16 protein-coding genes are annotated in these 12,401 nt (G+C 68.9%); 3 read left to right on the top strand and 13 right to left on the bottom strand.

Annotated elements, in window-relative coordinates:
* Positions 1-25: 25 nt before the first annotated feature.
* From ACSUPR_RS28415 to ACSUPR_RS28360, 12 genes are all read right to left on the bottom strand, one after another.
* Complete coding sequence (locus tag ACSUPR_RS28415; protein ID WP_436888049.1) at positions 26-694, bottom strand: YdcF family protein; 669 nt, start codon at positions 692-694, stop codon at positions 26-28.
* A complete protein-coding gene (locus ACSUPR_RS28410; RefSeq protein ID WP_436888048.1) occupies positions 640-1,269 on the bottom strand; it encodes a histidine phosphatase family protein in 630 nt (209 codons plus the stop codon). Before ACSUPR_RS28410 ends, ACSUPR_RS28415 begins: the two co-directional genes overlap by 55 nt.
* Complete coding sequence (locus tag ACSUPR_RS28405) at positions 1,262-2,023, bottom strand: SDR family NAD(P)-dependent oxidoreductase (RefSeq protein WP_436888046.1); 762 nt, start codon at positions 2,021-2,023, stop codon at positions 1,262-1,264. Before ACSUPR_RS28405 ends, ACSUPR_RS28410 begins: the two co-directional genes overlap by 8 nt.
* Entirely contained in the window at positions 2,008-3,138 is a 1,131-nt protein-coding gene (locus ACSUPR_RS28400; RefSeq protein ID WP_436888044.1) for a hypothetical protein, read from the bottom strand. The genes ACSUPR_RS28405 and ACSUPR_RS28400 overlap by 16 nt, the downstream gene beginning before the upstream one ends.
* Positions 3,135-4,094 (bottom strand): glycosyltransferase family 9 protein, encoded by a 960-nt coding sequence (locus ACSUPR_RS28395; protein WP_436888043.1) that lies wholly within the window; start codon positions 4,092-4,094, stop codon positions 3,135-3,137. The genes ACSUPR_RS28400 and ACSUPR_RS28395 overlap by 4 nt, the downstream gene beginning before the upstream one ends.
* A 140-nt stretch (positions 4,095-4,234) precedes the next feature.
* Positions 4,235-4,807 (bottom strand): phosphoribosyltransferase, encoded by a 573-nt coding sequence (locus tag ACSUPR_RS28390; protein WP_436888040.1) that lies wholly within the window; start codon positions 4,805-4,807, stop codon positions 4,235-4,237.
* A gap of 22 nt (positions 4,808-4,829) precedes the next feature.
* On the bottom strand, positions 4,830-6,626 hold the full coding sequence (locus tag ACSUPR_RS28385) for a DUF4254 domain-containing protein (RefSeq protein ID WP_436888038.1): 1,797 nt from the start codon (positions 6,624-6,626) through the stop codon (positions 4,830-4,832).
* Between the two features lie 22 nt (positions 6,627-6,648).
* A complete protein-coding gene (locus ACSUPR_RS28380; protein WP_436888036.1) occupies positions 6,649-7,290 on the bottom strand; it encodes a hypothetical protein in 642 nt (213 codons plus the stop codon).
* Positions 7,291-7,305: 15 nt separating this feature from the next.
* The gene (locus ACSUPR_RS28375) at positions 7,306-7,773 is read right to left on the bottom strand and encodes an NUDIX hydrolase (RefSeq protein WP_436888034.1); all 468 of its coding nucleotides are present in this window, start codon (positions 7,771-7,773) and stop codon (positions 7,306-7,308) included.
* 246 nt (positions 7,774-8,019) lie between these two features.
* The gene (locus tag ACSUPR_RS28370) at positions 8,020-8,853 is read right to left on the bottom strand and encodes a helix-turn-helix domain-containing protein (RefSeq protein ID WP_436888032.1); all 834 of its coding nucleotides are present in this window, start codon (positions 8,851-8,853) and stop codon (positions 8,020-8,022) included.
* Positions 8,853-9,386, bottom strand: coding sequence for a DUF6879 family protein (locus ACSUPR_RS28365; protein WP_436888030.1), 534 nt, complete (start codon positions 9,384-9,386; stop codon positions 8,853-8,855). Before ACSUPR_RS28365 ends, ACSUPR_RS28370 begins: the two co-directional genes overlap by 1 nt.
* Positions 9,370-9,549 (bottom strand): hypothetical protein, encoded by a 180-nt coding sequence (locus ACSUPR_RS28360; protein WP_436892171.1) that lies wholly within the window; start codon positions 9,547-9,549, stop codon positions 9,370-9,372. The genes ACSUPR_RS28365 and ACSUPR_RS28360 overlap by 17 nt, the downstream gene beginning before the upstream one ends.
* Before the next feature lie 392 nt (positions 9,550-9,941).
* Here ACSUPR_RS28360 and ACSUPR_RS28355 point away from each other — a divergent pair, with 392 nt between their 5' ends.
* From ACSUPR_RS28355 to ACSUPR_RS28345, 3 genes are read left to right on the top strand one after another with little or no spacing between them, the layout of a single operon-like run.
* Complete coding sequence (locus ACSUPR_RS28355; RefSeq protein ID WP_436888028.1) at positions 9,942-10,376, top strand: hypothetical protein; 435 nt, start codon at positions 9,942-9,944, stop codon at positions 10,374-10,376.
* Positions 10,373-10,834 carry a hypothetical protein gene (locus tag ACSUPR_RS28350; protein WP_436888026.1) on the top strand — a complete coding sequence of 154 codons (462 nt, stop codon included), beginning with the start codon at positions 10,373-10,375 and terminating at the stop codon, positions 10,832-10,834. Before ACSUPR_RS28355 ends, ACSUPR_RS28350 begins: the two co-directional genes overlap by 4 nt.
* A gap of 55 nt (positions 10,835-10,889) precedes the next feature.
* A complete protein-coding gene (locus ACSUPR_RS28345) occupies positions 10,890-12,077 on the top strand; it encodes a hypothetical protein (RefSeq protein ID WP_436888025.1) in 1,188 nt (395 codons plus the stop codon).
* A 13-nt stretch (positions 12,078-12,090) separates the two neighbouring features.
* Here the strand turns inward: ACSUPR_RS28345 and ACSUPR_RS28340 are convergent, their stop codons facing one another.
* Complete coding sequence (locus tag ACSUPR_RS28340; RefSeq protein WP_436888024.1) at positions 12,091-12,399, bottom strand: hypothetical protein; 309 nt, start codon at positions 12,397-12,399, stop codon at positions 12,091-12,093.
* Between the last annotated feature and the right edge of the window lie 2 nt (positions 12,400-12,401).

The raw sequence follows: 12,401 nt of genomic DNA, 5'->3' as shown, positions 1-12,401 counted from the left end.
CCCGGCCCGGTCCGGCCAAGCAAGGTCAGCTCGGGATCAGCCGACTGTCGAACCCCGAGGCAACGAGGGACTCGTAGGCGTTCTGAACCTGGAGGGGAACCTCCTGCTCAATGGCAAAGCCCAGTTCGGGGTACTCCATCACGCGTTGCAGGTCGCCGACCATCATGTCGATGACGAGCCCGATGTCCCCGATCTCCTTGACGTAGTCGCCCAGGCTCAGCGGCGCGGAGGCGCACACCACCTCGACCTCGGGCCACAGCTTGCGCGCGGTGGCGAAGGCGCGCCGTTCCATGTAGGGCATGCAGACCAGGAACACCGAGGTAGGGGCGATCCCGTTCTTCTCCAGGACCTTTCGGGAGAAGGCGATGTTCTGGCCGGTGTTCGCCGCCTCCGGCTCCACCAGCACCGCGGCGTTGGGAACGCCGAGTTCGAGCGCCCGCTCACGGAAGTGCACCGCCTCCCCTCGTGGGAAGATCTCGACAGTCGCAGAGCTGTTGGCTCCGGTGAAGACCAGGGTGGGAAAGTACCCGGCAAGGTAGAGCTTGGCGGCATAGGAAGCGACACCGATGTCGTTGCAGCCCAGGGCGATCGCCGCATCGCACCGCCGCACCTCATGGCGCATGAGGTGGTACTCCCAGATCAACTCCGCCTGCCGCCACTGCTCCTGGGTGATGGTGCGTACGTCGTCCGCCATGTAGTCCTCCTCCGGTGAACGGACCGGATCTCCTCGGCTGTGCGAAGTTCCAGGAAACCCCACTCATCCCAGTGGTTCGGATCGAACACCGAAACCTCGGAACGGTCCAGAGCGCGCAGGAGCATCTTGTGGGAGACGACGAGGACGGGACCGTATTCGGTGGCGAGGGCGTTGAGACGCTCACCGGCTCTCGCGGCCCGCTCGGTCAGCTCGCGTTCTGATTCCCCGTCCCCGTAACGGCTGGTCGGATCGAGAGCACGCCTCGACCTCCACGCGGCGTAGTCCTCAGGGAGGTCGGCGGGCGAGATCCCTCGAACCGTGGTCGAGCTGCGCCACTCTCGGAGTTCGGGGAGCACGTCCAGCAAGGGCGTTCCGGAGTGTTCGGCGAGAAGCCCGGCCGTCTGTAGTGCACGCGGCAAGGGGCTGGACACGATACCGGCGACCGTGGGCAGCGACCCGGCCGCGGCGATCGCAGTCCGACGCCCCTCGGGGGACAGTTCGGCGTCGTCGGGTGCGTGGTATCCCGGCCTGTGCCCGGTGTAGTGGGCGTGGCGGATGAAGTGGATGTCAGCCAAGGACCCATCCTCCATCGACTCGCAGGGTCTGGCCGGTGATGAACCCGGCCTCCTCGCTGGCGAGGAAGACGACGGCGGAGGCGACGTCCTCCGGTCGGCCGCGGCGGCGGACGCACTGCCGGGCCAGTTGCCGCTTCTCCATGGCTTCGGGGTCGGGAACGACCTGCTCTTCAGCGGGTACGCGGATGGACCCCGGAGCCACGCAGTTCACGGTGACCCCGTGCTGACCGTATTCGCGCGCGAGGGCACGGGTGAGGCCCTCCAGTCCGGCCTTGGCCGCGATGTAGTCGGCGAGGTCGTGTCTGCCCGCGGCCGCGAGCACACTGCCGATGCCGATGAGACGGCCGTGCCCCCGGGAGATCATCCCTGGAGCAGCGGCCTGGGCGAGCAGGTGGTGGGCGGTCAGGTTGAGGGCAAGGCACTCAGACCAGCGCCCCTGCGTGAGGTCCGCATATGGAGTGCGGGGGTAGTCGCCGGCCGCCGTGACGATGACGTCCGGCGGCCCCATCCGGTCATGGACGCGCGCGTAGAGCTCCGCCGGCGCGGCGGGCGAGCGCAGGTCCGCGTCGAAGGCTTCGGCTGCTCCCCCTCGGACGGCGATCTCCTGAGCGAGGTGCTCGGCGCCGTGGGGGTCGTTGAAGTGGGCCAGAGCGACTCGGGCCCCGTTGGCGGCGAGAGCGCGGACAATGGCCGAGCCGATTCCGCCGGTGGCTCCGGTGACTAGGGCCAGGCGGCCGTTCAAGGAGTAGGGCATGAGGACTCCGCCAGGTCGAAGAAGCGCTGCGGGGAGAAGTCGGGAGCCGCGCACAGGGCGAGTTTGGCCAGCAGGTACAGCCGCTGTTCCACGGTCATACGGGCGAGGTCGAAGACGCCGATGATGCGCATCGCCAGGTAGGGGCCAAGGGCCTGGGCCAGGGACTCTCCGGGAAAGCACCGGGCCGCGATCGGGTGGACGAACAGTTCCCAGTAGCGGTCCAGAGCGAGCCGCCGTGTGGCGGAGAGCCGGTCGGTGAAGCGGATATGGAGTACGTCTTCACGCAGGCGTGCGCTGATCCGTGGTGTGTTCGCGGGCATGCGGTCGAAGGTGGCGGGGTGCCGGACGAACGCATCCGGGTTGAGGAGGGGGACCAGCCAGCCTCCGAGGACGGCCGTGTGGAAGCTGAAATTGGCGATCTCTCCCGCGATGGCGTTGCGTCCGGCGGTGTCGTAGTCGAGCCAGGCCAAGGGCGCCGCGAGGTTGACGTCGGTCGGGTCCCCCTGGCTGATCGCGCTCCAGACGGGGGCGTCGAACGCGTTGCGCAGCCAGGTGCGTGTTCCCTCCCAGTCGAGCCTGTAGTGGCGTCCGTTGACGTACAGGCCCGTCCGGGCCAGGTCGCTCGCCTTCGGCCCGGTCTCGGTGTCGGTCAGCGGCAGATCGCGTCCGGCGTAGTAGCGGTCGAGCCGTCCGCCCGGGGCGGCGCGGTCCCGGTACAGCTTCCCGACGACGGCCTCCGGTGGGGTCAGTTCGGCGGTCTTCGCGAAAACCTGTGCGTAAGCGGCCGCCAGTTCCGCCATGTAGGCGTCCAGAGCGGCGTGGTCTCCGTCATCGGGGGTGTTGAGCAGGTCGAGGAGGAGCCCGCGGTCAGGACCGCCGGGCAGCCTGTCGTACACCAGGACCGAGCGTCCCGGGAGCCGGATGTGGTGGTACAGGGCGGGCACCGGGTACCACTCGCGCAGGAGCCGGTGACCTGCCGCCTCCGCGCGGGCCTCGCCGTGGTCGGGCATGCATTTGGCGATGAGGCTTTGCCTCGGGGTGTCGATCGGGTAGAGCCGGTTTCGGGTGTGCTTCAGCGGCCGTCCGATCCGCGGGAAGAACGCCGGAGTGTTCACGGAGTTCCTCGATTCAGGGCGAGGACGGCGGTTTCCGCTACGGTGGCCGAAGGTATCGAGGACAGCGGAGACCGCGGTGCGTCCCTTTCGTCCAGGCCGTCGCGCACGGGACACAGGTCCCGGCGGTGCATGTGCTCGGAGAAGGGTGTGGCCAGGGCGTGGTGGCGGCTCAATCCGGTCCGCCACTTGCTGTGGGAATGCCTTCCGTACAGGCCGACGACCTCGGCTCTGGCCGAGCTGAGCGCGGCCAGATGGGTGAGGCCGGTGTCGTTGCCCAGGACGACGTCGCACCGGGCGAACAGTGCGGCCAGCTCCTCCAACGGGATGTCCACCGCCCACTCCACCTCGAAACCATCCGCGGCTTCCAGTGGTCGGGGAGCCCTCTCCTCACGTCCGGGAATGAGAAGGAGCCGCACGCGGCGCCCGGTTCGCTCACCGATGATCCGAGCGGCGGCGGCGAAGCGCTCAGCTCCGTAGTCCTTGCGGTCGGGGCGGCTGGTGGCGATGACGGCAGCGACCGTCAGCCTTCCCCTGGCCGGGGCTCCGCCGTCCCGGGACAGGGGCGCCAGGAACGGCGGCTCACCGGGCAGACGGGCGCCGACGCCCCGCTCCACCTCCAGGTAGTAGCGGGCGGGGAGGAAGGGGTGGGCGTGTCGGCCGTCGTGGAAACAGCGGGCTCTCTCCGGGCGGCAGACCAGTACGTGGTCTTCTCCCCTGGGCTGCGCCAGTGCCACACCGGATTCGTCACCGAGGATCAACCGGGGCGAGGAACGCCGTGGAGAGGGAGCCGAGGATGTCACCGGGTAGAGCCGCCCGTACCGGCCCACCAGGCGGAGGGGAACGATCCGGCCGTTGAGAGCGAGGGCGTCCGTGACCGCCGCGACCGCACCGAAGGCGAGGAGCGAGTCCCCCAGTTTGCCGTCGAAGGCCACCACGACCTGACCGCACCGTTCCACGGCTCGCCGAAGGAGATGGTCCGGGGGTTCGGGCAGCGCCCGGCCGACAGGAAACACTTCGCGGTAGTAGCCGAGGGGTTCACTGCGCACCTGCCCCGGTGTGTAGACGGTCCCACCCCAGTGGCGCCGCACCGGCGGGCTCATCGCTCCTGCCCGATCCGGGTGAGGGAGACCAGGGGGATGCCGAGTTCCTCGATGACGGATCTGGCGCTGTACCGGGTGTCCTCGGCCAGGCAGACCGCGGCCAGCGGGTGCGCTCCCTGCGCGCGCAGGGCCTGGACGAGGTTGACCAGGGTGACGCCGGTCGTCACCTCGTCGTCGGCCAAGAGGTAACTCTGCCCCGGGGTGATGCCGTAGGCGAACACGTTCGGCCGGTTGGCGTGGCCCTCGACGAAGTGCACGGCGCCGGGAAGCGGGACGCGCACTTTCCACGCGAGCTTGTAGGGCAGCCCCGACGCCAGGCTGAGGGCCAGGGCGGGCACGATCCCGCCCGCGTCCAGGCCCAGGACCGCGTCGGCGCGCACGGCTGAGGGCAGCCTGTGTCGCAGGGACTCCCACAGAAGCTGCCCGGCGTCGGTGAGCTCGGCAGGCGGTACAGCGGAGCGGGTACCGTCCAGAGCGTGGAGTACCCGCTCGGGGCGGCTTTTGGGCCCGGCGTCCAGGCGGGGAACGATCTCGGCGTGAAATCCGGTTTCCCCGGTCACGGCTTCCATGTCTTTCCTCTCCTGGTCGCGTTCAGGCGGCGCACTGTCGTCGGTGCCAGGCGAGCAGCCGGTCGGCGGCCGCCTCGATCGCTCCGAGCACCCGGTGCCGGTCCACCCCTTCGCGGTGGGCGGCGATGACCTCGTCCACGGGCGGAAGTCCGAGGGATCCGAGGTCGGGCAGCAGCCTCTGTGCTTCGGTGACGGCGTCGCCTCCGTCCACCCAGACCGCCTGTTCTCTGAGTAGGAGTCGGCAGATCAGGGCCACGTGCTTGTACAGGGGACGGATCCGTCCCCGGCCGGGGTCGTGGAGCAGTCGCCGGGTGGTGGCGACCACGTCGGCCAGGGCGGCGGGAGTCGCTCGTTCCACTTCTGCCCGTGAGATCACCGGGAGCCTCAGCCCTGGGCCGGCAAGGAGGGCGGGAGCGCCTTCCTGGAGCATGACCAGCGCCGCGAGCACCCGATTGGGGAGACGTCGAGCCTGTGCTTCGGCGAGGGGCAGGAGCGTCGCCCCCAAGTGGATACCGTTCTGGGCCAGAAGGGCGACCCGGTAGGCCTCGACCACCCGTTTCACCTCTTCACCGTGTCCTTCCTCGGAGAACACGAGCAGGTCGATGTCGGACCATCCCTGCCTCCAACCACCGTGGGCCGCGCTGCCGGTCAACGCGGCCAGGCAGCGGTCGTCGGGAAGGGCCGACAGCGCATCGGTGAGCCGCGCTGTCGCCGCCCGAACCGCCGGAGGCAGGGCCAACTCCTGGGGAGGAAGGAGCTTGAACCGAGCACCGACCGCAGGTACGGCCAGGTGGCGCAACCTGCTGTGCAGCCGGATCACGCTGCCGGAGTTGTCCAGGACCGCATCGGCCGGGATCCGGTCCGCGCCCCGTCCGGTCTTGACACGGTCCTTCTCCTCCAGCGCCCGTTCGTCCCCTCCCGACCGTGCCAGCCTCAGCGGACGGGAAGCGTCGATGTAGACCACGTGGAGGAGTTCGCCCATCATCTCCTTGAGAGCCGCGATCGACTCGGCCCTGTGCACGGATTCGATGGTGATCAGGCGGATGCCCCGATGGGCGTCTGCGAACCGGTTCAGTTCGTCCAGGAGGAGTTCGGCCTGCCGTTGCGGTGAGAGGACGTAGGGGTCGGCCAGGCCCTGACGGGCGGCGGCCTGGGTGATGAGGTAGCCGATCTTGAACCGTGCGGCGCCCTCGTCCCGGTTCAGGAAGATCCCGGAGGTGGTCTTGCCGCACTCGCTCAGGCCGCCCAGTGCGATGACCCGCGGCAGATGGGGGCTCGGCACGGGACGTGTCCGGGTGCGCACGGTGGTGCCGTAGAGCTTGAACCGCGCCCCATGGGGGAGCCGCCGTCGACCGGCCGCGACGTCCTCAGCGAGGAGTCGGAGCGCTTCGCCCACCTCCTGGAGCTGTGTTTCCACCCTGGTCAGGCGTGCCCGGACGCCGGGGTCGTCGTCCGCCGCCAGCCGCGTGTGGTGCAGTCGAAGCACCGACACCGACATCCGGTCGACCACGGAGCCGATGGATTCGGTGTGCAGGGGCGCGGTCCCGTCGCAGGGAGGGCAGGCCGCGCCGATCACTTCGTCCAGGCGCTCGGTGTGGCGGACTCGGTCCATGTTGAGCCGGTCGATGGTGCGTTTGCCGTCGGCGACCTGCGGCGCGGCGAGTGCGCTGCCCCGGACCGTGTCTTCGGCCGTCCACAGCAGGTGGTTCGTGTGGTGCAGTCCGGCCGCCACTTCCCGGAGGCGTTCGCGTTCCTTGGGAGGGAGTCGGCTGGTCAGGGGTTCGAGGGGTTCGTCGAGAAAGAAGCCGGGAGGGGTCACGGGGGTGGTCCGTCCTTCACGGTCAGCGGTTCGCGGGGGCGCCGATCCCTCGGGAGAGGAGGGCCCGGCGGATGCGCACGTGTGTCTCGTCGGCATCGAGGAGGTCGTCGGACACGACTTCGGCGAACACGTCCTGGTGTGCCATGCGCAGGAGCACGTGGTGCAGGTGCCTCTGGTAGTCGAGGTAGGTTCCGGTCCACGGACTGTGATCGCGGCGCCGGGCGATGGCGATGCTGCGTTCGGTGTCGGCTGAGGGCAGGAGCAGAACCGAAACCTCGCGCGGTTCGGGCTCCTCGGTACCGACGAGAGCCCCGACCCGGTGCCAGGCTTCCGTGATCGGTACTGACTCCTTGACGGCGCAGGTGGCGATCGCCGTGGCGAGCAGCATGTACCAGCCGCGGTCGAGAAGGCCGGTCCTTCCCGGAGACAGCGCCCGTGCCCGCTTGGCGTGGCCGGCGAACAGCATGGCGGTCAGTTCCTCCGTGGTGGAGGTGGCGAACCACCAGGTGGCGTAGTCCTGTTCCGACACCCGGGCCCACGGAACCGGGTCGTGCCGGTGGACTGGGCCCAGGTCGTAGAACCCCTCCCAACTGTCGGCGAGCATGCGCACCTGCGTCGACTTGCCGCTGTTGTCGGGGCCGTTGAGGCTGACGAATCCGGTCATCACGTCCCGTCCCGGTCAGGTTTCGTCGCCCTGGTTCACCAAGGTGAGGAGGCCGTGGAGGTTCGCCTGGAGGAAGTCGGCGAGCCGGGGCGGCAGGAGGCGGATGTCCGCGAGGGCGTCATGGGTGGCGGGAACGGCGACCGCCTCGTAGGTGCCGCGACCGGGCTCGGTGAACTCGGCCCCGGTGCGCTGCTCCGGGTCGACGGAGAGCAGTCGGGCGACGAAGACGTGCTGGAGGCCCACGCCCTCGGGAAGGTCGTCGGTGATGAGCAGGACCTGGCGAACCCGGTCGATCTTTCCGCCCAGTTCCTCGAACACCTCGCGGTGCAGCGCCGCCTCGACATCGGCGTCCTCCGGCTCCAGCCCGCCGCCCACGGACACCCAGTAAGGCTCCTGCCCGGGTTTGGTGCGCTTGATGAGCACCAGCCGCCGGTGCTCGTCGAACAGGAGGGCGCGAGCGCTCTGCTTGACAAGATTGTTCATATCAACCCGCTCCTGATCATGCACTGGAAGCTGAAATCGGGCGCGCGAGAACCGAATTCCACCTGGAGGGGAATCACTCTTTCCATCACACCCGCCATCGCAAGACACCCGGCGCCCGTTAACGAAGAAGCAATTCAGAGCTTATACACGGAACAACGGACAAGACACGGGTTTCCCGTTAAAGAATAAAATCGCCTGGGCACAACGGGACCCGAGCCAACGGCCCGCTCACTCCGAACCAGAACATCAGCCACGGAACGCTTGTGCGCATTGGCGCAAGAAATTTCTCGCCTCGTCACCGAACAGGGCGTTCTCCTCGAAAACCCGGAAGGTGTCGACGTAGAGGGCCACGTCCTGGGCAGAGCGGATGAGCAGTGCCCCGGTGAACGTCTCGACCGTGGCCAGCACCTGGTCGTAGACAGTGAATGTGGACAGAGGACCTTCGGGTATCACGACCCGTTCGAGCGGGATCACCCCGACCCTGACGTTGGGCAATTCTGAAAGCGCCGCGATCCGTTCGAGCTGAACCGACATCGCCGCCGCACCGCACAGAGGCCACCTGAGTGCCTGCTCGGTCAGGAGAAAAGTGAATTCCTTGCCGGTGTCGTAGAGGATGGCTTGTCGCTCGAACCGTCGCATCAACGCCCGCGTATGGTCTCCGGGCAGGCTTGCCAGACTCGCCCTGGCGTACTCGGGTGTCTGGAGCAGACCGGTGATCATAGCGGGAAGGAAGTAGCGGAAGGTCGACGACGTCGCTTCCAGAGTGGCGAGCTCCGCCTGTTTGTGGTGCAGTCCGCGACGCAGCGAGGCGCGCCAGTTCTGGTATTCCGTGCTGGCGACCCGCGCCAGGGAGGAGATCTCCGCCAGCTCCTCCGGGGTCGCCTTGACGACGCGGAGGATCCGTTCGAGGTCGAGAGAGGAGGGGACCAGCTTTCCGGTCTCGATCTTCGAGATCTTGCTCTGGCTCATTCCGACGCTGGAAGCGAGTCGCTCGCCGGTGAGTCCGGCTCTCTTGCGCAGGCGTCGGAGCGCCTTGGACAGTTCTCCGCGGCGCCCGTCGATGCTCTCCGGTTCCAGCACTAGGTGTTCAGTCTTGCCCTGTATTTCTCGTAAGGGGTCGCCATCCGAAGCGCGGCGTCCTTGCGTGCGACGTAGTCAGAGACGTCCGCGTCCTGGAGGAGGATGCGGTCGATCTGTGTTCCGTCGTCCTCGTACCGCATGAGGACGACATGGGTGTCGTCGAAGAGCCAGAAGTCCTCGTGCGCGGCGAACGGGAGCTCCGCGGGGGCATCCGTTTCGAGGATCCGGACGTCCTCGCCCGCCACGATGTTGAAGTCGTACCCCCACTCCATCTCGTAGCGCAGATAATCCGTCAGCGGGGGCGTCACCACGTGAACACGTTCCACGCGGCGCCCTGAAGCCGTGAACCTCCGGACGCGGTGGAGCCACGGTGAGTCCGCCAGTTCCGCGTCCGGCCGTGGTTCGCCGGCCAGGAAGCGCCTGAACTCCTCGTCCTCGGAGGCGACTCCGTAGACCGGCAGTGTCTCCATCCGGAACGCATAGTCGCGAAAGGCGTCGAAGAACTCCCGCCAGGCGTCACCTTCCAAGCGCACGGGCGGCCTCCTCCCACACCTCTCGGGGGATCTCCACGACGGCTTCGCCTTCGGGGCTGGCCACGCTCGTGACCAGGTCGCCCTGAACGACGATCGAGTTCCGGTCGGTGGTGAACACCTTCGGGCAGTCATCGCCCTTGCAGTCACCGGCGATCTGGACCATGTCCACGGTCGTACCTCCGCGGTAGGGGGTTGTGCACCGCAATCTACGCGCGCGAAGGGTGGGCGTCCAGGAATAATCAGAATATTCGCGCTTTGGAATTTTATGGTGCGTCAGATCAGCTCGAAAAGGTTCCAGGATGTCCCTTCGGTTCGCTGATCTGCCCTATTGAGACATCATCATCCCAACCGCCATCCCGGCGAATCCGGCCTGTGTCGAGCACCACCGGCAAGGCCGACCACGACGAGCCGCTGCACGACCGCACCGAGGACGCATGACGGTGGCTGGGCCCATGGACACGGGGAGCGTCCCAAGGCCCACCGACCACGATGCGCTGGGTGCTCCCGGTCGTCACCACCGTTACCGTCATCGGTGGCCGGAGGTGCACCTTCCACTTGAACGCACCCAGAGTCGGAGCGCTGTCGGCGCCGGGGGCTAGGGTGCCGCGCAACGACCACGCATGGAAGGCGGTCCCCTTGTTCGACGGCACGGCTCTGAGTGAGCGCGGGTTCCTGGCGCTGGTGGGCAAGCGGCCGGGCATGTACACCGGACGGACCTCCTTCGACCGGATGGTCGTCTTCCTCGTCGGTTACGACTGCTGCGCCGAGCGCCGCGGAGGCTCCGTTCTGGACGGCTTCCGCGAGTGGATCGAGGAGCAGGAGGGCATCACCTCCGGCGCTCTGGGCTGGCCGGGGCAGGTGCGCCGCATCGCCTTCCCCGGGGAGGAACGCTTCGGAGAGCTCACGAAGGAGGAGGATGAGCGGGCGGTCGTCACGCTGTTCCGGCTGCTGGACGGGTTCCTCGCCGCGAAGGAGGAGGGGCGGGCGTGAGTGAGAACGTCCTGTCGGTGATCCCCACCGATCCGTACTGGAGGCCCGGGAAGGAGGCGGCGGACCGCGCCGCAGCCCTGGCGGACGCGCTGTGCCCGGCCAACGACCTCGGGCGGCAGGTCGGCGTCCGGTGGACGGACTCCCCCGTGTTCATCGACTGCGGACAGAACCTGGAGCGGATCGGCTGCCCCGTGTGCGGGGCCTCGGTGGACATCGACTGGTGGCTCGACCTCATGGAGGAGCTTTCCGAGCAGGACTTCGCGAGGCTCGCGGTGCGGGTGCCCTGCTGCGGGGCCGCGACCAGTGTCGACGCCCTGGACTACACCTGGCCCTGCGGGCTGGCCTCGTTCGAGATCGCGCTCTGGAACCCGGATCGGGACGACTTCGACGCGGAGGAGCTCACCGTGCTGGGTGAGGCCCTGGGGCACCCCGTCCGTACCGTCCTGGCCCGGATCTGACAGGGCCGGTCCGGTGCGGTCACCCTGTCGGCCCCCGATCCCCCACAGGAACACCATGCCCGCTGAAACCCCCACGCCCGGCTCCGGCCGGGTGGACGTGCGCAGGGACCGCGTCCACTCCTGGATCGCCTACTGGATCCTCTACGGCCTGCTCCTGCTGCTGCCGGTGGGCCTCGCCGCGGGCGCCCGCTACGCGGCGGTGGCCAATGGCAACGTCGACGACCCCTCCGGCGACCTCGCCCTGTTCGGGGTCCTGGGTGCCGTGCTGCTGGTCCTCGCCCTGGCATTGGCGGCGGCCGGGCCGTACCACCTGGCCCGCCAGGGCCTGGAGGTCGGCGACCGGGGCGTCGGCATCGTGCGCGAACGGCTGTGGTGGGCGCGCGGCGGCACGGTGTTCGTCCCCTGGAAGGACGTGCACGCGGTCGTCGGCGGAGTGAGCACCGGCAACTCCGCGGCCCGCACCCTGGAGATACACCTGAAGCGGGCCGACCGGGTGGCCGACCCCGTGGTGCGTTGGGCGGTGCTCGTCCCCGCCGGTCACGGCTGGAAGGGGACGACGGCCCCGCCGCGGCCCCGGATCGTGCTCCGGCTGGACCGCCCGATCCTGGAGCGGATCGAGGAGGAGTTCGATGCCTGGCGGCCGGGGACCAGAGCCGGGGGCACCTCCCCCGAGGCCGCTCTGCCTCCGGCCGCGCCCGCGGCTGCGGGCGCCGGGCGGCGGGTGGACATGCGCTGGCAGCACGCCGGCGGGTGGCTCCTGGCGACCGGCCTCTGCCTCCACCTCACCGCCGGTCTCACCGTGCTGACGGGCGTGACGGTCGTCCTCGGCGAGTACGGGGCCGCCGTGCTCATGCTGTTCCTCGCGGTGGTCCTCGGGCTGGTCTGCCGCCCGCTGCTGCGGATGGCCCCGCGCTACACCACCGCGCAGGCCGTCGTCCTGGACGGCGACGGCATCACCCTGGTGCAGGAGCCGCGAAGGGCGTTCCCCGGAGTGCGGGCGCACGTCCCCTGGTCGCAGGTCCGCGGTGTGGGCCAGGACGTGGGGTACGCCCACCTGGAGAGAGGACGCCGGGTGCAGTACTTCGTGGACGTGGTGACCGAGGAACCGCTCCACAGCGTCGACCTGCCGCACTGGGCCTACCTGGACGGATCCGAGTTGCGGATCAGGCCGACCCGCGCCAGGCACGGCGAACTCGTCCGCGCGTTCCGCGCCGCCCGCCCCGACCTCCTCCCCGGCGGCTGACCCGCCGCAGGGATCAGCGCGCCGCGCCTCCGAACAGGGAAAGGACCCACTCGACCAGGCCCACCACCACCGCACCGAAGACCGCCGCACCGGCCAGGAAGAGGAGTGCCGACATGACACCGAAGACGAGCACCGCCATCTTGCGATTCAGATCGTCGGCGAGCCCGCCGCGTTCGCGCTCGTAGGCCGCGGCCAGGAACGGGACGAACCGCAGGGACGACCGCTGGTGCCATTCCCAGTGCTGTGACAGCTCCCGGGCAAGGGCGCCCAGGACGAAGGAGAACAGGAAGAGGAGCAGCATGAGCCCGATGGCCGTGAGCATGA

It is taken from the genome of Nocardiopsis dassonvillei (genome assembly GCF_964273065.1).
Classification (GTDB): Bacteria; Actinomycetota; Actinomycetes; order Streptosporangiales; family Streptosporangiaceae; genus Nocardiopsis; species Nocardiopsis dassonvillei_B.
The sequence above is the reverse complement of the archived record's forward strand: the minus strand, read 5'-3'. Positions and strand labels throughout refer to the sequence as shown.

What these genes read in the sequence shown, in the direction of transcription:
- ACSUPR_RS28340 (WP_436888024.1), bottom strand. Translation starts at nt 12,399, where the DNA reads ATGCTCACGGCCATCGGGCTCATGCTGCTCCTCTTCCTGTTCTCCTTC.
- ACSUPR_RS28345 (WP_436888025.1), top strand. Translation starts at nt 10,890, where the DNA reads ATGCCCGCTGAAACCCCCACGCCCGGCTCCGGCCGGGTGGACGTGCGC.
- ACSUPR_RS28375 (WP_436888034.1), bottom strand. Translation starts at nt 7,773, where the DNA reads ATGAACAATCTTGTCAAGCAGAGCGCTCGCGCCCTCCTGTTCGACGAG.
- ACSUPR_RS28380 (WP_436888036.1), bottom strand. Translation starts at nt 7,290, where the DNA reads ATGACCGGATTCGTCAGCCTCAACGGCCCCGACAACAGCGGCAAGTCG.
- ACSUPR_RS28360 (WP_436892171.1), bottom strand. Translation starts at nt 9,549, where the DNA reads ATGGTCCAGATCGCCGGTGACTGCAAGGGCGATGACTGCCCGAAGGTG.
- ACSUPR_RS28405 (WP_436888046.1), bottom strand. Translation starts at nt 2,023, where the DNA reads ATGCCCTACTCCTTGAACGGCCGCCTGGCCCTAGTCACCGGAGCCACC.
- ACSUPR_RS28390 (WP_436888040.1), bottom strand. Translation starts at nt 4,807, where the DNA reads ATGGAAGCCGTGACCGGGGAAACCGGATTTCACGCCGAGATCGTTCCC.
- ACSUPR_RS28415 (WP_436888049.1), bottom strand. Translation starts at nt 694, where the DNA reads ATGGCGGACGACGTACGCACCATCACCCAGGAGCAGTGGCGGCAGGCG.